Origin of the sequence: Streptomyces albidochromogenes, assembly GCF_005981925.1 — a bacterium.
Taxonomy (GTDB): Bacteria; Actinomycetota; Actinomycetes; order Streptomycetales; family Streptomycetaceae; genus Streptomyces; species Streptomyces albidochromogenes.
The window spans coordinates 1-23535 of the sequence record NZ_VBVX01000078.1; the positions used below are offsets into that span (position 1 = coordinate 1).

The following is a 23535-nucleotide window of genomic DNA, read 5'->3' on the forward strand; positions in this document are numbered from 1 at the left end:
CCTGTACGTGCGGTGCGGGCGGTGCGGGTGCTTCAGCGGGCGGCGGGGCGGACGGGCGTGCGCGAGGCCAGGGCCGCGTAGGTGAGCGCGGCGACGACCGAGCCGAGGAGGGTGAGGTCGGCGCCGCCGAGGGGGGCGACCAGGGGGCCGGTCCACAGCTCGGAGTCGCAGGTGAGCGCGGAGAAGGCGATGCCGGTGAGGAGGGCGGCCATGCCCGCGGGGTGGTAGCCCGCCCGGTACCAGTAGGCGCCGCCGGGGCCGGTGTGCAGCGCCTCGGCGTCGTAACGGCAGCGCCGCAGCACCATGTCGGTGAGGAAGACGCCGCTCCACGGCGCGAAGACGATGATCAGCAGGGAGAGGAACGACAGCAGCGACTCGGTGAAGTCGGCGAAGAACAGGGCCCACAGGGAGCCGGCGGCCGTGACGGCGGCGCTGATGAGGATGGCCCGCGACCGGCTCCAGGGGATGCCGAGCACCTGGAGGTTCAGGCTGGACGAGTAGAGCGTGATGATCGAGTTGGTGACGGAGCCGAGCAGGACCAGGGCCAGGAAGACCGGCTGGAACCAGCCGGGCAGCAGCCCCTCGGTGCCCGCCACCGCGTCGGTCATGTCCGTCTGGGTGGCGGCGGCGACACCGGCCACACCGAGCGCGACCGAGGAGAGGAAGCCGCCGAGGGCGCCGCTCCAGGTGATCGAGCGCAGCGACGTGGCCGCGGGCAGGTAGCGGGTGTAGTCGGCGGGCATCGGCACGTACGAGAACGGGCTCGACAGCATGACGACGAACGCCAGACTCCAGCCGGCCGCGCCGGGGCCGGTGGCGGGGGCGGCGGTGTCGGCGCCGGGCAGTACGAAGACGAGCAGCGCGGCGAAGCCGGCGGCGAGGGCGTACGCCATCCAGCGTTCGGCGAACTGCACGGTGGCGTGGCCCCACATGGCGACGGCGAAGGTCAGGGTGAGGGTGACCAGCAGGGCGAGCGCGCGGGCGGTGTCGCCGCCCTGCCAGCCGATCTCGGCGAAGAAGACTTCCAGAGCCAGGGTGCCGACCACCGTGTTGACGATGGTGTAGCCGATGCTGACGACCCAGTTGAGAACTCCGGCGGGCCAGTTGCCGCGTGTGCCGAAGGCGGCCCGGGAGATCACGAGGGTGGCGGTTCCGGTCCGGATTCCGCTGAGGCCGGCGGCGCTGATGACGAAGAAGGCCAGACCGCCGACGACCACCACGGCGGTCGCCTGCCAGAAGGACAGGCCGAAGGCGACGGCGAGCGCGCCGTTGATGACGTAGGTGAAGGTCAGGTTCGAGCCGAACCAGAGCCAGAAGAGGTCCTTGGCGCTGCCGTGCCGTTCCGCGTCGGGGATGCGGTCGATGCCGTGGGTCTCGACCCGGAACACCTCGTCGCTCTGCCGCTGCTCTGCCGTGTGCGTCGCCATGCCACTCCCACCAGACCTTGAATGCCGTTCTAAAAGTTAGAACGGCATTCAAGATGCGGTGCGGCTCCCCCACCCGTCAAGACCCCGGCGCGAATCCGCGGCTAAGGTCGTGGCATCGGGTACGAACGGCGGAGGCGAAGCGGGTGGCGGGAGCGGCGCGACGGCGCGACGGGCACATCGCCCAGGAGCGGATGCTCGAGGAGGCCATGGCACTCATCGCCGAGCACGGCCTGGCCGCGCTCACCATGTCCGCGCTCGCCGAGCGGCTGGACACCAGCGGCGGCCACATCCTGTACTACTTCGGCAGCAAGGACCGGCTGCTGCTGGAGGCGCTGCGCTGGAGCGAGAGCGATCTCGCCGGGGAGCGACGGCTCCTGCTGGGCCGCCGTACGACGGCGGAGCGCAAGCTCGACCAGTTCCTGGAGCTGTACCTGCCGCGCGGACCGCGCGACCCGCGCTGGATGCTGTGGATCGAGCTCTGGGCCCGTACGGCGGCCAACGACGACCTGCGTCAGGCCCAGGAGGAGATGGACCGGGGCTGGCAGCGGGACCTGGAGGCGCTGCTCGCCCGGGGCGTGGAGCGCGCCCGCTTCGCCCCGATGGACATACCCGTGCACGCCTCGCAGCTTCTGGCGCTGCTGGACGGGCTGAGCACCCGCGTCGTGCTGGCCCAGCCCGACGGCGACCGGGGCCGGGCCCTGGCGGCGGCGCGATCGGCGGCGGCCCTGCTGATTCCCCGGCCGGCCGGGTAGCACGGCCGCACGGCCGTTCGCGCGACCCGCCGACCGCGCCGCGCCGCCCGGCGGCTCAGTAGCCGGCCGGGCGCACCAGGCCCGTCTCGTACGCGAAGACGGCGGCCTGGGTCCGGTCGCGCAGCCCCAGCTTGAGCAGGATGCGGCTGACGTGGGTCTTGACGGTCTGCTCCGCCACCACCAGCCGCCCGGCGATCTCAACGTTCGACAGGCCCTGGGCGATCAGGGACAGCACCTCCGTCTCGCGTTCCGTCAGGTCGCCGACGCGGTCCTTGAGCGGGGCCCGGGGCGCGCCGCTCAGCCGGGAGAACTCCGTGATCAGACGCTTCGTGATGTTCGGGGCGAGCAGGGCGTCGCCGGCCGCCACCACCCGTACCGCCTGGGCGAGTTCGGCGGCCGAGGCGTCCTTGAGCAGGAAGCCGGAGGCACCGGCGCGCAGCGCCTCGTACACGTACTCGTCGAGGTCGAAGGTGGTGAGGACCAGGACCTTGACGGTGGCGGCGGGCGGTTCCGTGATGCGGCGGGTCGCGTCGATGCCGCCGAGGACGGGCATCCGGATGTCCATCAGGACGACGTCCGGATGGAGTTCGGCGACTTTGGCGACGGCGTCGAGGCCGTCCACGGCCTGGCCGACGACCTCGATGCCGGGCTCGGCGTCGAGCAGCACCGTGAAGCCCTGGCGGACCATCATCTGGTCGTCGGCTATCAGCACACGGATGGTCATGGACCGCCCTCCAGGGGAAGTGACGCGAGTACTTCGTAACCGCCGTCGGGCATGGGCCCGTTGGCGAACTCGCCGCCCAGCATGGCGGTGCGTTCCCGCATGCCGAGCAGGCCGTGACCGGCGCCCTGCGAGGGGACGGCCGGCCCGTCGGGCGCGGTGTTGGTGACCCGTACGGTGAGACCGGCCGCGTGGTGTCCGATCTCGACCCGCGCGTCGGCTCCGGGCGCGTGCCGCATCACGTTGCTGAGCGCCTCCTGCACGATACGGAACGCCGACAGTTCGACGCCCGGCGGCAGTGGGCGCGGCTCTCCGGTGGTCCGGGTGGTGACCGTGAGCCCGGCGCCGCGCACGTTGCCGACCATCTCGTCCAGCTGGTCGAGGGTGGGCTGCGGGGCGTGCCGTACCTCCTGCGACACGGCGTCCTCGGAGCGCAGTACGCCGAGCACGCGGCGCAGTTCGGTGAGCGCCCCGACGGCGTTCTCGCGTATACCCGCGAGGTTCTTCCTGAGCTCTTCGGACGGGTTCTCGACCAGGTGTGGGGCGACCTGCGCCTGGATGGAGATGACCGACATGTGGTGGGCGACGACGTCGTGCAGCTCGCGGGCGATCCGGTTGCGCTCCTCCAGGAGGGTGCGCCTGGCCCGCTCCTCGGCGGTCATTTCCTCCTGTACGACCAGCTCTGTGCGGGCCACCTGGCGGCCGCGCAGCGAGGCGCCGACCACCACCGCGGCGGTGAGCATCCCAAGGGCGCGGCCGACGCCGGTGAAGTGGCCCGGGGGAAGGAGCGTGGCGCAGGCCAGACCCGCCAGGAGGCTGATCGTCAGGGCCTCGACCGCGATGCGGGGGCGGACCCGCAACGCCAGCATGAAGAGCACGCCGGCCTGCGCGGCGATCCCGGAACCGGTCCAGGGGGACAAGGGGTCCCAGGAAAACTGCGTGCCGGGGACACCCTCGGCGATCCCGAGGGCGGCCCGGGGGAACTGCGAGCCCGTGAGCCACGCGACGACGACCATGGCGGTCGTCACCATCCACCACGCCGGCACCGGCCGGAACGCCGCGACGACGAGCGCCGCCGACTGGGCCACGCCGAGCAACAGGGCGTACCTGGTGCCCAGTCCGTGGCCCCAGTCGAAGGCGAGATCGTTCACGTTGACCACGCCAAGGAGTGCCGCGCACGTCACCAGCAGCAGTACGACGACCGGTTGCCACATCGCCCAGCCGGGCCGTCCGCCGGGCGGCAGCGGGGCGGCGGCCCCGGTCCACAGGTCCTCGCGCAGGTTGCGCGGCACCGCCCGCACAGCCTTCACCAGCCGCTCCACCACCGCGCTCTCCCCCGTCACAAGATCCACCCTAGGCACGGCGCACCGCTGCCTCCCGGGCGGGCTGCCCCTCGCGCACGATCCGGCTGCTCTTCGGCGGCCTCGGCCGCCCCTGTTCGTACGTATGGAACGCCGCCCAGCACACCCCCAACGCCACCCCGAACACGGGCAACCATGCCAACCGGGCGAGGACCCAGCCAGGACCGTCGGGCACCGTGTGGAGGCCGGGCAGCGCCTCGCCCGTCAGCAGGCCGGTCGCGGTGACCGCCATCATCGCGGTCTGGTGCCAGAGGAACACCGTCATCGCGGAGAGGTTGAGCAGCGCGACCGCCGCCCAGGCGCCGGGCCGACGCAGCACCCGGCGCAGCGGGCCGAGCAGCAGCACCGCCGCCCCGCACTGGGCGAGGCCGAAGGTGACCGCGGCGAGGGTGGGCGGGTCGAGGTTGGAGACATCGGCGCCGGGCACCCCGACCATGGCCGCCGGGTAGCCCGCGAACAGGACCAGGAGAGCGGTGGCGACGGCGCCCCCACCCAGCAGCACCCAGCCCGTCGTACGGCTGCGGAGTCCCCCGCGCGCCCAGGCCGCGCCCAGGCAGTACGGGACCAGCCACCCGGCGGCCACATTGACCCAGCCGAGCCACGAAGGGCCGCCCAAGCCGAACCGCACCAGGTCGACGTGCAGCACGACAGCGAGCGGCCACAGCGGATGAAGCCTGGCCACCAGCGGCGTCACCGCCGTCAGCGCCACGAAGACCAGCAGGAACCAGAGCGGCGACCACACCAGCTTCAGCAGTGTTCGTACGGTCTCCACACCCGCCCCGGACCCGAGCATCACGCCCGCCGCGACGGCCCACACCACCAGCACGGCGGCGACCGGCCGGCTCAGCCGGGCCGTCCGGGCGGCGAGCCACTGACCGTACGTCGCGCCCCGGGCGCGGGCGGCGGCGTAGCTCTTCGCGCCCACCAGCCCGCCCACCAGGAAGAAGACCGCCAGGGTCTGGAACAGCCATGACACGGGCACGAGTTGAGGCATGCACCGAAGCGGGCTCGCGGCCCGCACCGTTCCGCTGTCCGCGACCAGTGCGGTCACCAGCCAGTGGCCGAGCACGACGCCGAGGATGGCGAGGGCGCGCAGCGCGTCGACGGCGCGGTCACGGCCGGGCGGAGTGGCGGAGTCGATCCGCCGGACGAGGTCACGCACGACGCTCCCCCTCCTCGGAACCGGAAAGGGCCCGGCCCGAGACGATCCGGGCGATGTTCTCCAGGGCTGGGGAACCGGGCTTCAGGTAGTCGCTGTGGCCGCCGTCGCCCGCCGCGAAGAGCCGGGCGCCGAACTCCGGCGACATGGGATCCGCCCCCAACCCGGCCGTCGTGAACGGCAACTGAAGACGCCCATGGGGTACGTCGGCGATCCAGTCGCCGGCGCCCCGGCCCGCCCAGACGGTGGCCCGGCTGCCGAGCGTGGCGGCGGTGTCGCCGCCGGCGCCCGGGCTTCCGAACAGGACGATGTCCTCGACGTCCCCGGCTCCCAGTCCGGGCGCGGCCCGGCCGCAGACCACGGAGCCGTAGGAGTGGCAGAGGAGGGAGGTACGGGCGGCCGGCGCGGCCGCGCGCAGCTCCGTCACGAAGCGGCGCAGGGCGGGGGCGGCGTCTTCCGCGCGGCCGGGTGTCAGCACCTCGGGGCTCACCGTGCCCGGCGTCTTGTACCCGAGCCAGGCGACGACGGCGGACCGGGCGCCCAGTTCCCGCTGGAGCGCCGCGGCGCCGGCCCGGAGCCGTCCGTACCGGTCGAGGCTGGTGTCCGATCCGGGGACCAGTACGGCGATCCGCTCGGCGCGGGAGAGGTCGCCGAAGACCTCGGCGGTACGGCCGCCGTCGCGGCCGTCGAAGGTGAGGAAGTGGCGCGCCGGGTCCGCCATGGCCCGCAGCGCGGCGGCCCGCCGGTGATCCCCGTGGCCGGTGGCCGCGCGCTCGGCGGCCCGGATCCCGTCGCGGTTGGCGGCGTACCGCTCGGCGAGGGCGGCGGGAGTGGCGGCGCTCAGCGGGGCCAGGACCGCCGGGGCGGGCGCCGGAACGGCCGCGGGGCGGGCCGCACCCGACACCGGCACGGCCACCGAGGCGATGACGAGTGCGGCGATCAGGGTGCGGCGCGGGCGGCTGCTGCGTGGGCGGGACGCCATGGAGGGTGGTCCTTCCTTACCGGATGTCCTTCGTGCTTCCGGTAAGGAAGTTATGGATCACGCCTCGTCGTCGGCGTCCCGCCAGGGAGGGCACTTCACGTATAGCTCTGAAGTACTACCGGTAGGCGCCGCTGGTCCCTCAGTGCGCGTTCTCGGTCGGGCGCAGGTCCTTGGGGATCTTCGCCCAGGCGAGCGCGGCCGCCGCGAGGGGCAGCGCCGCGGCGAGCAGGAAGGTCGGCGTCATGCCCTGGGTGAAGGCCGTGGAGACCTTGTCGAGCAGTGCGGCGCCGGCCGGGCCGCCGGTCAGGTCGGCCAGGTGCGCGGCCTCGCCGACGGAGTCGCGCACGGCCGCCGTCGCCGCGCCGTCCAGACCGAGTTCGGGCAGGTGCGCCCGGTACAGCGCGGAGGCGACGCTGCCCAGGATGGCGACGCCCATGGCCGCGCCGAGTTCGTAGCAGGTCTCCTCGATGGCGGCCGCGCCGCTGACGTCGCGGGCGGGGGCGGACGCCATGAGGGTGACCGAGGCGACCGTGGTGGCGATGCCGACGCCGCAGCCGAGCACGGCCAGCGAGAAGGCGACGGACGGGTAGCCGAGGGCGCCGGCCCGCTGGAACACCCACGGCAGCGCGAGTCCGGCGGTCATCATCAGCAGTCCGCCGCCGAGCACGTGGCGGATCGGCAGCCGGTGCATCAGGGCCGGGGTCACCAGCGAGGTGACGACCAGCCCCAGCGGCGCGGGCAGCAGCCGGACGCCGGCTTCCAGCGGGGTGTAGCCCTCGCCGTACTGGAACCACTGCGTGATCAGGAACAGCGCCGAGCCGAGCGCGATCATCCCGAGGAAGATCGCGGCGGCGGCGATGCTGAACGACCGGCTCGCGAAGAGCCGTACCTGCAGCAGGGGCTGCTCCAGCCTCAGCTGACGGCGTACGAACACGGTCAGCGCGATCACCGCGAGGCACAGCAGGGCCCAGGCGACCGGGTCGGCCGGGCCGCCCTTGCCGAGCTGCTTGATGCCGCCGGCGAGGGCGAGCATGCCGACGACCGACTGGCCGACGCCCCACCAGTCCCAGCGCCCCTCCCTCGGGCGGCGCGACTCGGGCAGCAGCCACAGGCCGAACGCGATGACGGCCAGCGCGACCGGGATGTTGAGCAGGAACGCGGACTGCCAGCCGTTCTTCTCCACCAGCAGACCGCCCACCACCGGGCCGAGCGCCATGCCGCCGCCGAACACCGCGGCCCAGACCGCGTACGCGAGGGCGCGCTCGCGGGCGTCGGTGAAGACGTGCCGCAGGATCGACAGGGTCGACGGCATGATGGCCGCGCCGCCGACGCCGAGCAGCGCGCGGGCGGCGATGACCTGCCACGGCGCGGTGGCGAACACGGCGAGCAGCGAGGCGAGCGCGAAGACGGCGAACCCGATGAGCAGCATGCGCTTGCGTCCCCAGCGGTCGCCGAGCGCGCCGGCGGTGACCAGGACGCCGGAGAGCGCGAGCGCGTACACGTCGATGATCCACAGCTGCTGCACGGAGCTGGGCTGGAGGTCGGCCACGAGGGAGGGGAAGGCGACGTTGAGGATCGTGGTGTCCATCGCGATCAGCAGCAGGCTGCCGGAGAGGATCGTGAGGACGGCCCAGCGCCGGGGATCGAGCTGAGCCCGGGTGTCTTGCCGGGCGGGGGCGGGGTGCATGGGTTTCCTGTTCGGGTCGTGCCGGAGGGTGCCTGGTGACACCGCACGGTCTCGCTTGAGACATCAGTGTCTCAAATAAGACGCCGATGCGCACGTCTGTTACCAGGGCACTCCCTTATCCATTGGTTTGTCCTCTATGCCCCGTCGGTGCGGGCGAGTGATCACCGGCGGGGCGGCGCCCGGGCGGAGGCGCGGTGAGGTCCGCCGTCCCCGGGACCGCATCGGGCCCCTCGTGCGATGCTGGTCGGCATGACGTTGGAGGACCTGGTACGGCTGCGGCGCGCCCGGGACACGATGGACCGCGACTACGCGCAGCCGCTGGACGTCCCGGCGCTCGCGCGTGGCGCCCTCATGTCGTCGGGCCACTTCTCCCGCAGCTTCCGTGCCGCCTTCGGGGAGACGCCGTACAGCTACCTGATGACCCGGCGGATCGAGCGGGCCAAAGCGCTGCTGCGGCGGGGCGACCTGTCCGTCACGGACGTGTGCTTCGCGGTCGGCTGCACGTCGCTGGGGTCGTTCAGCTCGCGGTTCACCGAGCTCGTCGGGGAGAGCCCGAGCGCGTACCGGGCCCGTGGTCACGACGAGGGCGCCGCCGTGCCGGCCTGCGTCGCGAAGGTCCACACGCGACCGGTCAGGAACGGAGAAGCGAAACACGCCCCCCGCCCGTAGCGTGAAACGCATGGACATCAAGCTTTCGCAGTGCTTCATCGCCGTCGACGACCACGACAAGGCAATCGCGTTCTACCGGGACGTGCTCGGCCTGGAGGTGCGCAACGACGTCGGGTTCGAGGGGATGCGCTGGGTGACCGTGGGCTCTCCCTCGCAGCCCGATGTGGACATCGTTCTCGAACCGCCGCTCGCCGACCCGAACGCCTCGCCCGCCGACCGGCAGGCCATGGCGGAACTGCTCGCCAAGGGCCTGCTGCGCGCCGTCATCTTCCGGACCGACGACTGCGACGCCACCTTCGAGCGCGTCCGCGCCGCCGGCGCCGAGGTGCTCCAGGAGCCGGTCGACCAGCCCTACGGCGTCCGCGACTGCGCCTTCCGCGACCCCTCGGGCAATATGCTGCGCTTCAACCAGCCGCGCAAGCAGTGAACTTGGACGCCCCGAACCTCGCTGGGGCCGCGGCCCCGGCCGGAGCGCGCGTGCAGCCGCGCCCGACAGATGGAGAGACCAGATGAGCAAGGCCACGCCGGCGGCCAAGCGGTCGCCCGCGCCGCACGTCGCCGACAGCCAGGACATGATCCGGGTGCACGGCGCGCGCGAGAACAACCTCAAGGACGTCAGCGTCGAGATCCCCAAGCGCCGGCTGACGGTGTTCACGGGCGTCTCCGGCTCGGGCAAGAGCTCCCTGGTGTTCGACACGATCGCCGCGGAGTCACAGCGGCTGATCAACGAGACGTACAGCGCCTTCGTGCAGGGCTTCATGCCGACGCTGGCGCGGCCCGAGGTCGACGTTCTGGAAGGGCTGACGACCGCGATCATCGTCGACCAGCAGCGGATGGGCGCCGACCCCCGCTCGACGGTCGGCACGGCCACCGACGCCAACGCGATGCTGCGCATCCTCTTCAGCCGGCTCGGCAAGCCGCACATCGGCCCGCCGAGCGCGTACTCCTTCAACACCGCCTCGGTGCGGGCGAGCGGCGCGATCACCGTCCAGCGCGGCTCGAAGACCAAGGCCGAGAAGGCGACGTACGAGCGCACCGGCGGCATGTGCACGCGCTGCGAGGGCCGGGGCTCGGTCTCCGACATCGACCTCGCCCAGCTCTACGACGACTCCAAGTCGATCGCCGAGGGCGCGTTCACCATCCCCGGCTGGAAGTCGGACAACGTGTGGACCGTGGGGATCTACGCCGAATCGGGCTTCCTCGACCCGAACAAGCCGATCCGCAGGTACACCAAGAGGGAGATGCAGGACTTCCTCTACCGCGAGCCGACCAAGGTGAAGGTGAACGGGGTCAACCTCACCTACGAGGGGCTGATCCCCAAGATCCAGAAGTCGTTCCTGTCCAAGGACAAGGAGGCGATGCAGCCGCACATCCGGGCGTTCGTGGAGCGGGCGGTCACCTTCACCACCTGTCCCGAGTGCGACGGCACCCGGCTCAGCGAGGGCGCCCGCGCCTCGAAGATCAAGCGGGTCAGCATCGCCGACGCCTGCGCGATGGAGATCCGGGACCTGGCCGAATGGGTCCGGGGCCTGAAGGAGCCGTCGGTCGCGCCGCTGCTCACCGCGCTGCAGCAGACCCTCGACTCGTTCGTGGAGATCGGCCTGGGCTACCTCGCCCTGGAGCGACCGGCGGGCACGCTGTCCGGCGGTGAGGCGCAGCGCGTCAAGATGATCCGCCAGCTAGGTTCCTCGCTCACCGACGTCACGTACGTCTTCGACGAGCCCACCATCGGCCTGCACCCGCATGACATCCAGCGGATGAACGACCTGCTGCTGCGGCTGCGCGACAAGGGCAACACGGTGCTGGTCGTGGAGCACAAGCCGGAGATGATCGCGATCGCCGACCACGTCGTCGACCTCGGCCCCGGCGCCGGTACGGCGGGCGGCGCCGTCTGCTTCGAAGGCACCGTCGAGGGGCTGCGGGCCGGCGGGACCGTGACCGGCCGCCACCTCGGCGACCGGGCCACCGTGAAGAAGACGGTGCGCGAGCCGAACGGCACGCTGGAGATCCGCGGCGCCTCGGCGAACAACCTGCGCGACGTCGACGTCGACATCCCGCTCGGGGTGCTCACCGTCGTCACCGGCGTCGCGGGCTCCGGCAAGAGTTCGCTGGTGCACGGATCGCTGCCGCGGCAGGCCGCCGACGCGGGCGTGGTGTCGGTCGACCAGAGCCCGATCCGCGGCTCCAGGCGCAGCAACCCGGCCACGTACACCGGTCTGCTGGACCCGATCCGCAAGGCGTTCGCGAAGGCCAACGGCGTGAAGCCGGCGCTGTTCAGCGCCAACTCCGAGGGTGCCTGCCCCACGTGCAACGGGGCCGGCGTCGTCTACACCGACCTGGCGATGATGGCCGGAGTGGCCAGTCCCTGCGAGGAGTGCGAGGGCAAGCGGTTCCAGGCGGCGGTACTGGAGTACCACCTCGGCGGCCGGGACATCAGCGAGGTGCTCGCGATGTCGGTGACCGAGGCCGAGGAGTTCTTCGGTGCCGGCGAGGCGGCCACACCGGCCGCGCACCGCGTCCTGGGCCGGCTCGTCGACGTCGGGCTCGGCTACCTCAGTCTGGGCCAGCCGCTCACCACGCTGTCCGGCGGCGAGCGGCAGCGGCTGAAGCTGGCCACCCACATGGGAGAGAAGGGCGGCGTCTACATCCTCGACGAGCCGACCGCCGGCCTCCACCTCGCCGACGTCGAGCAGTTGCTCGGCCTGCTCGACCGGCTCGTCGACTCCGGCAAGTCGGTCATCGTCGTCGAGCACCACCAGGCGGTGATGGCGCACGCCGACTGGATCGTCGACCTGGGCCCCGGCGCCGGCCACGACGGCGGGCGGATCGTGTACCAGGGCACCCCCGCCGACCTCGTCGCCGCCCGCTCCACCCTCACCGGCGAACACCTCGCGGCGTACGTCGGCGCCTGACCCGGGGCCGGCGCCGCACCGTCCGCCGGTCCGGCCGGGGCCACCGGCCGGACCGGCGTGGCCGGACGAGGGGCACGTGTCGTCCGGTCCGGTGGTACGGGAGATGCTCCGGGCGCCGGGCTGACGGCCGTTCAGGCCAGCTGCCGGCGCACCAGTTCGCGCAGGCGGCCGCCGGGGTCGGCCAGGAGATGGGCCGGCGGGCCCTGTTCGACGATCCGGCCGTCCGCCATGACGATCACGCGGTCGGCGTCCATGACGGTGCTCAGCCGGTGGGCGATCACCAGGCGGCCGGCGCTCAGCCGGCGCGTGCTCTCCATGACGATGCGCTGGGTCTCGTTGTCCAGCGCGCTGGTGGCCTCGTCGAAGAAGAGGACGCGCGGGCGGCGCACCAGCGCCTGAGCGATCATCAGGCGCTGGCGCTGCCCGCCCGAGATGGCGCCGCCGCCGGAGATCATCGTGTGCAGCCCCATCGGCATGCGCCGGATGTCCTCGGCCAGTCCCGCCATCTCGGCGGCCTCCCAGACCTCCTCCTGGGAGAAGACCTCGGCGCCGCTGATGCACTCCAGGATCGATCCGGTGAGCGGCTGCGCGTTCTGCAGGACGACGCCGCACTGACGGCGTACGGCCGCCTGGTCGAGCGCCGCGAGGTCCTGACCGTCGTACAGCACACTGCCCGAGAGCGGGCGGTCGAAGCCGATGAGCAGCCGCAGCAGGGTCGACTTGCCGCAGCCGCTGGGGCCGACGACCGCCACGAACTCGCCCGGCCGCACTTCGAGCGACACGTCGTCGAGGACGAGGGGCCCGTCGTCGGTGTAGCGGAACGAGAGGTTGCGGGCCTCGACGGCGCCGCTCAGGGCGCCGGGCTGCGCGCTCGTGCCGCGTACCTCCGGGACCTCGTCGAGGACCGGCTTGATCTGTTCGAACATGGGCAGCACGGCGGCGACCGAGATCAGCGCGCCGGTGAGTTGGGTGACCGAGGTCAGCAGCATGGTGACGGCCGTGCTGAAGGTCAGGAAGGCGCCGGCGGACATGCTGCCCCGGGCGGGCCCCGCCAGCAGCATGAACATGATGAGCGAGCAGAGCGGCAGGTAGACGGCGTCGAGGACCGTGGTGAGGTTCTTGATGCGGCCCGCGCGCTGCTGGAGTTCGCGGGAGCGGGCGAACTCGCGGGCCCAGGCGGCGTACGCGAAACTCTCGGCGGCGGCGACCCGCAGCTTGGGCAGTCCCCGCAGGGTCTGGAACGCCTGGTTGTTGAGCTTGTTGCCGAGCTCGACCAGCCGCCGCTGCCAGCGCACCTGCCACAGGCCCATCCCGAGGAACACGGCACCGATGACCACCAGCATGGCGAGGGCCGCCAGCGCCAGCGGCACGCTGAACCAGAACAGCAGCACGACGTTCATGGCGCCCACGGTGCTCGCCTGCACGGCCACCGGACCCAGACCGGACAGCACCCTGCGCATCGCGCTGACGCCCATGGCGGCGCTCGCCAGTTCCCCGGTGGAGCGCTCGGTGAAGAACCTCGTCGGCAGCCTCAGCAGCCGGTCCCAGACGGCGGGCTGGAGGGTTGCCTCGACGCGGCCCTCCATCCGGAGGATGGTGAGGTTCTGCAGCAGCATGAACGACGCCGTGACGATGCTGGTGATCATGACGGCCAGGGAGACCTGGACGATGAGGCCGCTCTCGGCGTTCGGTACGTACACGCCGAGCACCTGGCCGGTGGCGATCGGGACGAGACCGCCGAGGCCGACCGTCACCAGACCGCTCAGGAACAGGTTGCGCAGGTCGAGGCGGGTGTCGCGAAGGCTGAAGCGCAGCAGCCGCCACGGGGTCATGGACGCTTCGGGCAGGGGCCGGTAGAACATGACCGCGCGCGGCTCGAAATCGTCCGCGTTGTCCTTGCCGACCCGGATCCGCAGGCCCGAGGCCGGGTTGAGCGCCTCGTACCCCCCGCGCCGCCACACCAGCGCGACGGGCGCGCCGGACTTCGCCCGGTGCCCGACCAGCGGCCCGGAGTTCGCCCGCCACCAGCGCCCGTCGAGCCGTACGTCGCGGGTGCGGACCCGGGAGTGCAGCGCGATGCGTTCGACGGGGGTGACGCGGTCGTCGGCCGCGCCGCCCTTCGGCGGCTCGGTGAGGGTGATGCCGGCGGCCTCGGCCACCCGGCGGCAGACGGCGAAGGTCGCGTCGTCGCCGGCGCGGTCGGTGGCAGCCGTACCGCGTCCGGACCGGTCGGGGCGGCCGATGGAGGCGACCAGGGCCTGGTCCGCCCGTTCGCGCACCGCCGCGCCGGCCTTGATGCCGGCCGCCGTGCGGTCCTCGTGGGCGCGCTCCAGGTCCTCGATCCATTGGTCGACGGCGGACAGCAGCCGGTACTGCTGGTTCACCAGCCGCTGCCACATCGCGGTCTCGATCAGCAGATCGCCGGCCGCCTCGTGGCCGTAGGAGGCGCCGTACTGCACACTGCCGGGCGAGACCGGCATCCACAGGACGTCGTCGTCGGCCACCGGCCCCTCGATGTCCGGCCGGCCGTCCAGCGGGGCCTGGAAGAGGACGCCCAGGCCGCGTCCGACGCCGAGCGCGAAGGCGTGGTCGAGCGGGCTCTCGTACGCCGCGCCGGCGTCCCCGTACCCATGGCCGTAGCTCTCGGCGTACTGCGGCTGCCGGTGCAGCTCCCGCAGCGGGATCCGCCGCAGCACGCAGTCCTGCGACGGCCGGCCGAGCAGGGTGTGCTGCGGGCCATCCACGGGGCCGAGCAGCAGCGTCCCCGCTTCGAGGCGGCCGAGGAAGTGCCAGTGGCCCTGCTGGACGGCGTCGACGGCGAACAGGTCGAGGGCCCCACCGACGACGAGCCACAGCACCTGCGGCCCCTCCAGCGCCAGGCTGCGCAGTCCGGCGCAGTCGACGGGCGCGCCGAGGCCGCCGAGCGCGTAGGTGACCGCGTCGGCCCCCTGGGGCGCGCTCTCGACGGTGGGCGGCGGTACGGACGACATGTCAGTGCTCCTTGACCAGCTCGGCGTACGCCCCGCCGGCGGCGACCAGGTCTTCGTGGCGGCCGCGTTCGACGACCGCGCCGTGGTCGAGCACGACGATCTCGTCGCTGTCGCGCACCGTGCTCAGCCGGTGGGCGATGACGACGCAGGCGCAGCCGCGCCGCCGCAGGTTGTCGATGATGACCCGCTCGGTCTCGGCGTCCAGGGCGCTCGTCACCTCGTCGAGTACGAGGACGCTGGGCCGCCTGACCAGCGCGCGGGCGATCTCCAGGCGCTGCCGCTGCCCGCCGGAGAAGTTGCGGCCGTCCTGCTCGACGCGGCCGTGGATGCCGTCGGGGCGCCGCGCGATCACGTCGTACAGCGCGGCGTCCTGGAGGGCGGTGACGACGGCCTCGTCCGGGATGGAGGGGTCCCAGAGCGCGACGTTGTCCCGGACGGTGCCCTCGAAGAGGAAGACGTCCTGGTCGACGAAGGAGACGGAGGCGGCCAGCGCGCTGCGGGAGATGTCCTCCAGCCGCTGCCCGTCGATGCGGATCGTCCCCTCCCAGGGGGTGTAGAGCCCGGAGATCAGCCGGGAGACGGTCGACTTGCCGCTGCCCGACCCGCCGACGAGGGCGACCTGCTGCCCGGGGCCCACCGCCAGTGAGAACCCGGTGAGCAGCGGTGTGTCCAGCGGGCTGTAGCCGAAGGTGATGTCGGTGAGGGTCACGTGCCCCGTGAGCCTGCGCGTGCTTTCGTCCGGCTCGCGGCGCGAGTAGAGAACGTCGACCGGGAAGCTCTCGACGTCCTTCAGCCGGGCCACGTCGGCGGCGAAGTCCTGGATGCGTCCCGCCACGCCGTTGAGGCGGCTGATCGGCGCGGTGAAGCGCGCCACCAGCGCCTGGAAGGCGACGAGCAGACCGACGGAGATGTGGCCCTCCACGGCCCGCAGGCCGCCGATCCACAGGATCAGCGCGCTGTTGAGGGTGGCGAGCGTGGGCGCGACGACCGCCAGGAACGCGCTCGGCACGCCGAGGCGCTGCTGCACGTCCAGGGTGGTCGCGTGCTGTCCGGCCCAGCGGCGGAAGAACCCGTTCTCGCCGCCGGTCGCCTTCATCGTCTCGATCAGCTGGAGGCCGGTGTACGACGTGTTGGTCAGCCGGGCGCTGTCCGCGCGCAGCTTCTGCGTGTGGGTGGCGCGCAGCCGGATCACGACGCGCATGGCGACGACGTTGAGCAGCGCGACGACGACGCCGACAAGCGTCAATTGGGGGTCGTACGTCCACATCAGGAGGGCGTAGAGGATCACGACCACCCCGTCCACCCCCGCGGCCGCGAGGTCGCGTGCCAGCGTCTCGGCGACGGCGTCGTTGGACTGGAGGCGCTGGACGAGGTCGGCCGGACTGCGCTGCGCGAAGAAGGTGACGGGCAGCCGCAGCAGGTGCCGCAGGAAGCGGGCGCTGCTGAGGGTGGAGGAGATGATGCGTCCGCGCAGCAGGTTCGCCTGCTGGAGCCCGGTCAGTACGGCGGTGAGCGCCACCATGGCCGCCATCGAGGCGAACAGGGGCCCCAGCATCGACGTCTGCTCACCGATGAGGAACATGTCGATGTACGTACGGCTCAGCGCGGGCACCGCCGCCCCGACGGCGACCAGCAGCAGGCTGGCGAGCAGCGCGGCGAGCAGGGTGCCGGTGGTTCCGCGCATGCGGGCGGGGACGGCGCTCATCGCACCGGGCCTGCGGCCGCCGCGCCGGAAGGACTCGCCGGGTTCGAAGACGAGGACAACGCCCGTGAAGCTGGTGTCGAAGTCCTCCGAGGGGACGAACCGGCGGCCCTTGTCGGGGTCGTTGATGTGCACGCCCCGGCGGCCGAACCTGCGCCCCGTACCGTCGTAGACGACGTAGTGGTTGAACTCCCAGAAGAGGATGGCGGGCGCCCGGACCTCGGCGAGGGCCGCCGATTCCATCTGCATGCCCTTGGCCTGGAGACCGTAGCCGCGGGCGGCCTTCAGCAGATTGCTGGCGCGTGAGCCGTCGCGCGAGACGCCGCACGCGATGCGGAGCTCTTCGAGCGGCACATGGCGGCCGTAGTGGGCGAGGACCATGGCCAGCGCGGCGGCGCCGCACTCCACCGCCTCCATCTGGAGGACCGTGGGCGTGCGCACCGCCTTGCGCTTCTTGACCGGTGCGGGCCGCGCGCGGCGGCGGCCGCCGGTGGCGGGCTCGGGGCGGTGCCTGCGGCGGCCCGGCGGGGGCAACTGCGGCTGCGGCGGCGCCGCCGAGGGGTGCGGTGGGGTCACGGAAGCAGCCAGTCGATCGGGCGCTGCTCGGCGAGGTGCACGGAGCCGGTGGCGAGGGTCATGGACTCGACGGCGTACGGCGGCCCCTGGGAGGTCGACCAGGCGTAGCCCGACTTCGAGGCGCCGGACCGCTCCAGCCGTACGAGCACGGACACGGGCTGGCCCTGCCGGGAGAACTCCTCGCCGAGCTGGCCGCTGCCGAGGAAGGCGGTGATGCGCTGGCGGGTCTGGGCGGTCCTGCCGACGGCCTGGACCCGGCCGCGCAGTACGCCGTACCGCTGCGCCGCGACGGACTGGACGGTCAGGTCGACGGCAGCGCCGACGGGCACGGTGGAGCCGCGTTCGGCCGGTACGTACAGCATGGCCATGAGGGGGTCGCCGGCGTTCTTCACGCGTTCGACCGCCGCCACGTCCGCTCCGGTGGTCACCACGGAACCGATGGCGGCGACGAGCGTCGTCAGCCGGCCCGCCGCGATGGTGCGCACGACGGTGTCGCCCCGGGCGGTACGGACCTTGAGCAGGGGCGCGTCGGCGGAGACCCGCTCGCCCTCCTCGGCGAGGACGGCGGTGACCTGGCCGGCGACGGGGCTCTGCAGGACGTAACTTCCCTGGGCGTGGGTGAGGATGCCGGGGGCGGCGACCGTGGAGGAGACGGTGCCTTTGACGGCCCAGACGGCCGAGGCGATCATGACGACGACCGTGACGGTCAGAACAAGCAGGCCCTGAGGCCGGGCGAATCGCACCGGCAGATCTATTTCCTCGGGCGATTGCAGCTTGGAAAGCGCCTGTTGGCGGAACTGCACGACACTCTTCCCTCAACCACAATGGGCCGACCGCATGGAGCCGGCAGCGCTCGGCTGCCGGGAATTCGAGGCGGCCGTACGCCCCGGGCCCGGGGTGGGTCCGGGGGCGTACGACCCGGCCGGTCGGCAAGGAGGGGGAGCCGACGGGCCGTAGTCACCGCTGGTGACCGCGCCGCGGGGCGGCGCAGGGCGAACTCAGACGCCGGCGACCGTGGCGGTGGCGATGCCCGTGACCGCGCCCGTGTTGAGGCCGGTGACGCCCTCGACGGTGCCGAGGGCGGAGCCGACGGTGCCCGAGACGGGGACGACGGAGTTGAGGACGCCGGTGGCGTTGCCGACCACGCCGCCGAGGAGGCCGCCGGACACGTTGTCCAGGTCGTTGTCGGAGATTTCCTGGGTCGCAACCTGGGAGAAGTTCATGATGCGAGTTTCCCTTCGCGGTGAATATTCGAAATGACCGGGACCGCCCCTGACGGATAGGCCTCAGTGCGAAGGATCAAAGCACGTAAGCGCGTTGGGCAGCCAGTCGGGACTTTGCTCGTCCGGGCACATCTCCGCCCGGAATTACCGTGACGTGCACGGCCGTCCATGACTTGGTGACAGGTTCTTCACGGGATCACCCGAGCTGAATGCGACAGAGCCTTCACCACGCCCGGGCCCGATGTGGACATTCCTGCGCAGACACGCATATCCGCAGGTCAGCGCAGGTGTGAGTATTTGAAGAGGCTGTGCCGCCTGCGCATTCGATGTGCAGATTCGCTGGTGTCACACGCTCATTACGGAATGCCACTTCACAACGGGGGGCGAAACCACACGACTTCCCGCCGGAACGGGTCGCCTAGGTCATCGGCGACATGGGTAGGAAACCGGTCAGGAGAGAACGTCCGCCGCGAACGGCGGCAAGAGGGGACACCCATGGACCTGAGTGAGGTCACCTACCAGGACCCCGACGACGCATCAGGAGAGGCCGCCATGCGCGCGTACGCCCGGCGCGCCTGCGAACTCACCGGCATGGACCCGGAGTACGGCGTACCGGCGCTCGCCACGATCGCGCTGCGCGAGTCCGCCTCCAACCACCCGCGGTGGCGGGTCAACACCGGCGACTCCAACGCGCACGGCCCGGTCGTGGCGGACGGGCACCCGCGCAACTGCTCGCGCGGCGCGACACAGTGCATTCCCCCGACGTTCGCCGCGTATCACCAGGAGGGCACGGCCACCACTCCGTACGACGTGGTGGCCTGCATGTGCGCCACGATCAACTACGTGCGGGCGAGGTACGGCGTCAACCAGTCCGGGTCCAACTTCGCCGAACGGGTCCAGCAGGCCGATCCGGACCGGCCGCCCAAGGGGTACTGATCCCCCCGCTCACGCCTTGCGGGCCACCAGCAGCCGCCAGTGGGGGCTCCCGTCGGTACGCCGGCCGAACTCCTCCAGGGCCTGCGACCGCACCTGGAACCCGGCTCCGGCCAGGTCGTCCAGCACGCCTCCCAGCGGGAACGTCCGGTAGTACATGACGAACCTCGGCCGCCACAGCGCGTTGCGCACGCGCATGGCGGAGTCGAAGCCGAGCAGCGTCCAGTACAGCGGTGAGCCGACGCGCGGGGGCGCCCCGACGGGGAAGGCGAAGAGTCCGCCGGGACGCAGCGCCCGGTGGACTCCGGCGAACAGCGCGGGCCGCTCGGCCGGCAGGAAGTGCCCGAACGCCCCGAAGCTCACCGCCAGGTCGAATTCCCCGGTGAACGGCAGGGCGCGGGCGTCCGCCCGCACCCACTGAGCCGCCGGCTCCCGGCCGTCGTCGAACGCCTCCCGGGCGGCGGCCAGCATCCCGGCGCTGAAGTCGACCCCGGTGACCCGCTCCCGGCACAGCGGGCGCAGCACCCGCGCGCCCGCGCCGGTGCCGCAGCAGACGTCGAGACCGGCGCCGAACGGGCCGAGGGGCGCCAGGGCGCCGGCGACCGCGTCCAGGATGCGGTCGGGGGTGCGGAAGGGCGTGTGATCGAACTTCGGGGCCAGCAGGTCGTAGCCGCGCTCGATCGAGGAGAGAGCCTGCACGGTCAGCTCACGGAAGGTGGGGCCCTGGGAGGTGAACACGGGCCCAGCGTAGCCAGCGCCCGTTCCGGCCCAGGTCGACCCATTGACCAGAATGAACTAAAGGGCGTTAATTAGGACGTAAAGGGCACATAAGGGCTCTCTTAAGTGGAGGCAGCCTGTCATGACCACTCATCCCAGCATTGAGCAGCACCCCGATGTCGCCGAGATGCGGTCCCGGTTCGAGCGGGCCACCGCCACGCCGCGAGCCCAGGCGATCGAGACCCTGGCCCTCCTCACGGGTCTGTACCTCGCGGCGTCGCCGTGGATCGTCGGGTTCAACGGCCTCACGACGCTCGCCGTGTGCAACCTGATCACCGGTGTCGCCTACGCCCTGTGCATGGGCGGGTTCGGCCCGGCGTACGAGCGGACCCACGCCATGGCCTGGGCCGCCGCCGCCATCGGCGCATGGACGATCGTCGCCCCATGGGTCGTGTCCGGCAACGTCGACACCACGCGCAGCGTTGTCAGCAACGTGATCGTCGGCTGCGTGGCCCTGCTGCTCGCCGTGGCCATGGCCGCCATGAAGAGCGACAGCTCCGGCTCGTCCCGCTCACGCGGCCGCGGCCGCGGTGACAGGAACGTCGGCCCGATGGGCTGACACCACCGAGCCGGCCGCAAGCCCGGGCCCCGGCCCCACGGCCGGGGCCCCCTCATGTCGCGCGCCCCTTCGCGCCCCGGCTCCCGAGCGGCGAAAACCGGTACCCACGGCTAGAATTGACGCATGGGTGACCGGCCTGTCGCGCCGACCGCGCCCGAGCTCGTCCTCGAAACTGAGGCGGGCTCGACGCTGATCAGTCCGAGCCGGGACTACCACGTCGGGCGCGACCCTCTGAGCGACATCGTCATCGACGACGCGCGCGTGTCATGGCATCACGCGGTGCTCCGGCCCGAGGCGGACCACTGGACCCTCGAGGACGAGCACAGCACCAACGGCACGTACGCCGAAGGCAGACGGATCCACGAATGGGACGTCGGCCCCGGCAGCGTCATCCGCTTCGGCAGCCCGGCGGACGGGCCGCGCGCCGTGCTCGTGGGGCACGGGCTCCCACCGCCGGCGCCCGAACGCCCGTCCTCGGTGTCCATGCCGGCCGCGACGGGCACCTTCCGGCAGCCGACCACCGTACGGCCGCTGCCGGCCCGCACCGTGCGCATCGGCCGCGCCGCCGACAACGACCTGGTCGTCGACGACCTGATCGTCTCGCGCCGCCACGCCGAGCTGCGGACCCGCCCCGACGGCACGTACGAGATAGCCGACCTCGGCAGCCACAACGGCACCTTCCTCAACGGCCAGCCCGTCTCCGTCGCCGAGGTCTCCCCCGGTGACATCGTCGGCATCGGGCACTCCGCGTTCTGCCTGGTCGGCGACACGCTGCAGGAGTTCGTCGACACCGGTGAGGTGTCGCTCGACGTACAGGGCCTGGCGGTGTCGGTCGACAAGGGCCGCAAGACGCTCCTCGACCACGTCACCTTCCCCGTCGGCGAAAAGTGCCTGCTCGCGGTGGTGGGGCCGAGCGGCGCCGGCAAGTCCACGCTGCTCAACGCCCTCACCGGGCTGCGCCCGGCCGACCACGGCACGGTCCTGTACGACGGCCGCGACCTGTACCGGGACTACGCCGAGCTGCGTCAGCGCATCGGTCTCGTACCGCAGGACGACATCCTGCACTCCCAGCTGACCGTGCGGCGGGCCCTCGGGTACGCCGCCGAACTGCGCTTCCCCGAGGACACCGCGAAGAAGGAGCGGCAGGCGCGGGTGACCGAGGTCATCGGCGAACTGGGCCTCGAACAGCGGGCGTCCCAGCCGATCCACAGCCTGTCCGGCGGGCAGCGCAAGCGGGTCAGCGTGGCCCTGGAGCTGATGACGAAGCCGTCGCTCCTGTTCCTCGACGAGCCGACCTCCGGACTCGACCCGGGCATGGACCGCTCGGTGATGCACATGCTGCGCGGCCTCGCCGACGACGGCCGTACGGTCATCGTCGTCACCCACAGCGTGCTCAGCCTCGACGTGTGCGACCGGCTGCTGATGCTGGCCCCCGGCGGCAAGATCGCCTACTACGGGCCGCCGGAGGACGCGCTCGCCTTCTTCGGCTTCGAGCAGTGGCCGGAGGCGTTCGAGGCCTTCGAGAACGACCGCTCGCGCGACTGGGCGGGCGAGTACGCCGAGTCTCCGTTCCGCCGGCAGTACGTCACCAACGCCACCGCGCAGCCGCATCTGCCGCAGGCCCCCACGACGCCCGCCGTCGTCGGGCCCCCGGCCCGCACGCGCAGCCGCGGCGCGCAGCTGAGGACGCTGGTGCGGCGGTACGCGGCCGCGCTGAGCGCGGACCGTACCTTCCTGGCCATCATGATCGCGCTGCCGTTCGTCATGGGCGCCATGGCACGGGCCCTGGCCGGCTCGAAGCTGACGCAGGAAACCGCGATGAACGCCCTGCTCATCCTCTGTGTCGGCGGTGTGCTCACGGGCGCCGCCAACGCGGTGCGGGAGCTGGTCAAGGAACGGACGATCTACCAGCGGGAGCGGGCCGTCGGGCTCTCCAGATCGGCGTACCTGATGTCCAAGGTCGTGGTCCTCGGCACGATCACGATCCTCCAGGCAGTCGTCCTGACCCTGGTGGCCCTGGTCGGCGTCGATCTGAGCGCGCCGGGCGGCGAAGGGGTGCTGATGCCGCCCCTGGTGGAGATCACGGTGGCCGTGGCGATGCTGGCGTTCACCGCGATGATGCTGGGACTCCTGGTGTCCGCCCTGGTGCGCAAGGAGGAGGTCACCATGCCGCTGCTGGTCCTCCTCGCCATCGTCCAGGTCGTGTTCTGCGGCGCGCTGCTGAAGCTGGACGGGGTCGCCGGGGTCGAGCAGCTGGCGTGGCTGGTCCCCTCGCGGTGGGCGCTGGGCGCGATGGCCGGCACCATCGGGCTGGGGGACATCGTCCCGGGGGAGCTGACGGCGGACCCGCTGTTCGGGCATTCCGTGGGCGTCTGGCTGCTCAACATGGGCATGCTGGTGGTGCTGTCGGCCGTGTTCGCGTACATCGTCGCGAAGCTGCTGCGGCGGCACGAGCCCGCCATCATGCGGAAGTAGAACGGGGGCCCATGACGACTCCGGACTTCCGTCCCACGCATGTCGTCCCCCAGGACGGGCTGCCCGCCTGGGAGGAACCGGACGTGTCCCTGCCGACGGAGCCGCTCGACCCGCTGCTCCCGGTGCGGTTGATCGACCGGCGGGGGGACTGGGGCCAGATCCTCTGTGCCAACGGCTGGTCGGCCTGGGTCGACGGGCGCCTGCTGCTGTCCGTACCGGGGGACCCGCCGGCGGCCGGGCAGCCGATGGCCCGTACGGCGGACCCGCGGCCGCTGCTGGCCCGGGTGGAGGAGTCCCTGAGCCAGTACCGGCGGGCGGCGGAGGACCTCACGGCGGGCCGCACGGACGGCCAGGGCTTCCACCGGCGCACCCGCGGACTGCGGGTGGGGATGGTGGTCGACGGCGAGGCGGTGTGGCTGTACGACGCGGAGCACGAGCGGTGGGTGCACTGCGACGGGACGCGCCTCGCCACGTACGCGACCTCCTCGTCCCCCGCCGCCGAGGACGCGCCGCCCCGCGAACCGACCCAGGTGACCGCGCGGCCCCCCGCGAGCCCGCCGACGTCCCCGGAGCCGACGCGGGTCGTGACCCCGGCCGCCCCGGACGACGACCTCCCGGCTGCCCCGGAAC

The 23535-nt window shown here is 72.2% G+C and carries 19 protein-coding genes; 8 read left to right on the plus strand and 11 right to left on the minus strand.

The window, feature by feature from the left end; genetic code table 11:
• Nucleotides 1-32: 32 nt before the first annotated feature.
• A complete protein-coding gene (locus tag E2E34_RS13135; protein WP_138902084.1) occupies nt 33-1427 on the minus strand; it encodes a purine-cytosine permease family protein in 1395 nt (464 codons plus the stop codon).
• 143 nt (nt 1428-1570) lie between these two features.
• Here E2E34_RS13135 and E2E34_RS13140 point away from each other — a divergent pair, with 143 nt between their 5' ends.
• The gene (locus E2E34_RS13140) at nt 1571-2179 is read left to right on the plus strand and encodes a TetR/AcrR family transcriptional regulator (RefSeq protein WP_138902085.1); all 609 of its coding nucleotides are present in this window, start codon (nt 1571-1573) and stop codon (nt 2177-2179) included.
• 55 nt (nt 2180-2234) lie between these two features.
• Here the strand turns inward: E2E34_RS13140 and E2E34_RS13145 are convergent, their stop codons facing one another.
• From E2E34_RS13145 to E2E34_RS13165, 5 genes are all read right to left on the minus strand, one after another.
• Nucleotides 2235-2903 (minus strand): response regulator, encoded by a 669-nt coding sequence (locus E2E34_RS13145; RefSeq protein WP_138902086.1) that lies wholly within the window; start codon nt 2901-2903, stop codon nt 2235-2237.
• Entirely contained in the window at nt 2900-4243 is a 1344-nt protein-coding gene (locus E2E34_RS13150) for a sensor histidine kinase (protein WP_244315706.1), read from the minus strand. The genes E2E34_RS13145 and E2E34_RS13150 overlap by 4 nt, the downstream gene beginning before the upstream one ends.
• A 10-nt stretch (nt 4244-4253) precedes the next feature.
• Nucleotides 4254-5423: an acyltransferase family protein gene (locus E2E34_RS13155; protein WP_138902087.1), complete on the minus strand. Its 1170-nt coding sequence runs from the start codon at nt 5421-5423 to the stop codon at nt 4254-4256.
• Complete coding sequence (locus E2E34_RS13160; RefSeq protein WP_138902088.1) at nt 5416-6402, minus strand: alpha/beta hydrolase; 987 nt, start codon at nt 6400-6402, stop codon at nt 5416-5418. The genes E2E34_RS13155 and E2E34_RS13160 overlap by 8 nt, the downstream gene beginning before the upstream one ends.
• A 139-nt stretch (nt 6403-6541) precedes the next feature.
• Nucleotides 6542-8089 carry an MFS transporter gene (locus E2E34_RS13165; protein WP_138902089.1) on the minus strand — a complete coding sequence of 516 codons (1548 nt, stop codon included), beginning with the start codon at nt 8087-8089 and terminating at the stop codon, nt 6542-6544.
• A gap of 249 nt (nt 8090-8338) precedes the next feature.
• On the opposite strand from E2E34_RS13165, the gene E2E34_RS13170 reads away from it, so the two are divergent.
• From E2E34_RS13170 to E2E34_RS13180, 3 genes are all read left to right on the plus strand, one after another.
• A complete protein-coding gene (locus tag E2E34_RS13170; RefSeq protein WP_138902090.1) occupies nt 8339-8758 on the plus strand; it encodes a helix-turn-helix transcriptional regulator in 420 nt (139 codons plus the stop codon).
• A gap of 10 nt (nt 8759-8768) precedes the next feature.
• Entirely contained in the window at nt 8769-9185 is a 417-nt protein-coding gene (locus E2E34_RS13175; protein WP_138902091.1) for a VOC family protein, read from the plus strand.
• Nucleotides 9186-9267: 82 nt separating this feature from the next.
• Nucleotides 9268-11670, plus strand: a complete 2403-nt coding sequence (locus E2E34_RS13180) for an ATP-binding cassette domain-containing protein (RefSeq protein WP_138902092.1) — start codon at nt 9268-9270, stop codon at nt 11668-11670.
• 131 nt (nt 11671-11801) lie between these two features.
• Here E2E34_RS13180 and E2E34_RS13185 read toward each other — a convergent pair whose 3' ends face one another.
• From E2E34_RS13185 to E2E34_RS13200, 4 genes are all read right to left on the minus strand, one after another.
• Entirely contained in the window at nt 11802-14660 is a 2859-nt protein-coding gene (locus tag E2E34_RS13185; protein WP_138902093.1) for an NHLP bacteriocin export ABC transporter permease/ATPase subunit, read from the minus strand.
• 1 nt (nt 14661) lies between these two features.
• Nucleotides 14662-16938: an NHLP family bacteriocin export ABC transporter peptidase/permease/ATPase subunit gene (locus E2E34_RS13190; RefSeq protein WP_138902094.1), complete on the minus strand. Its 2277-nt coding sequence runs from the start codon at nt 16936-16938 to the stop codon at nt 14662-14664.
• Entirely contained in the window at nt 16935-17741 is an 807-nt protein-coding gene (locus tag E2E34_RS13195; RefSeq protein WP_138902095.1) for an HlyD family efflux transporter periplasmic adaptor subunit, read from the minus strand. Before E2E34_RS13195 ends, E2E34_RS13190 begins: the two co-directional genes overlap by 4 nt.
• Before the next feature lie 195 nt (nt 17742-17936).
• Nucleotides 17937-18161: a type A2 lantipeptide gene (locus E2E34_RS13200; protein ID WP_138895529.1), complete on the minus strand. Its 225-nt coding sequence runs from the start codon at nt 18159-18161 to the stop codon at nt 17937-17939.
• A gap of 495 nt (nt 18162-18656) precedes the next feature.
• On the opposite strand from E2E34_RS13200, the gene E2E34_RS13205 reads away from it, so the two are divergent.
• Nucleotides 18657-19097: a lysozyme family protein gene (locus E2E34_RS13205; protein ID WP_138902096.1), complete on the plus strand. Its 441-nt coding sequence runs from the start codon at nt 18657-18659 to the stop codon at nt 19095-19097.
• 9 nt (nt 19098-19106) lie between these two features.
• Here E2E34_RS13205 and E2E34_RS13210 read toward each other — a convergent pair whose 3' ends face one another.
• Nucleotides 19107-19832: a class I SAM-dependent methyltransferase gene (locus E2E34_RS13210; RefSeq protein ID WP_138902097.1), complete on the minus strand. Its 726-nt coding sequence runs from the start codon at nt 19830-19832 to the stop codon at nt 19107-19109.
• A 121-nt stretch (nt 19833-19953) separates the two neighbouring features.
• On the opposite strand from E2E34_RS13210, the gene E2E34_RS13215 reads away from it, so the two are divergent.
• The 3 genes from E2E34_RS13215 to E2E34_RS13225 form a co-directional block, all read left to right on the plus strand.
• Nucleotides 19954-20430, plus strand: coding sequence for an SPW repeat protein (locus E2E34_RS13215; protein ID WP_138902098.1), 477 nt, complete (start codon nt 19954-19956; stop codon nt 20428-20430).
• Between the two features lie 123 nt (nt 20431-20553).
• On the plus strand, nt 20554-22905 hold the full coding sequence (locus E2E34_RS13220) for an FHA domain-containing protein (RefSeq protein ID WP_138902099.1): 2352 nt from the start codon (nt 20554-20556) through the stop codon (nt 22903-22905).
• Between the two features lie 11 nt (nt 22906-22916).
• Nucleotides 22917-23535 (plus strand): hypothetical protein (locus E2E34_RS13225; RefSeq protein WP_244315707.1); only part of this gene is annotated, 619 nt, incomplete at its 3' end.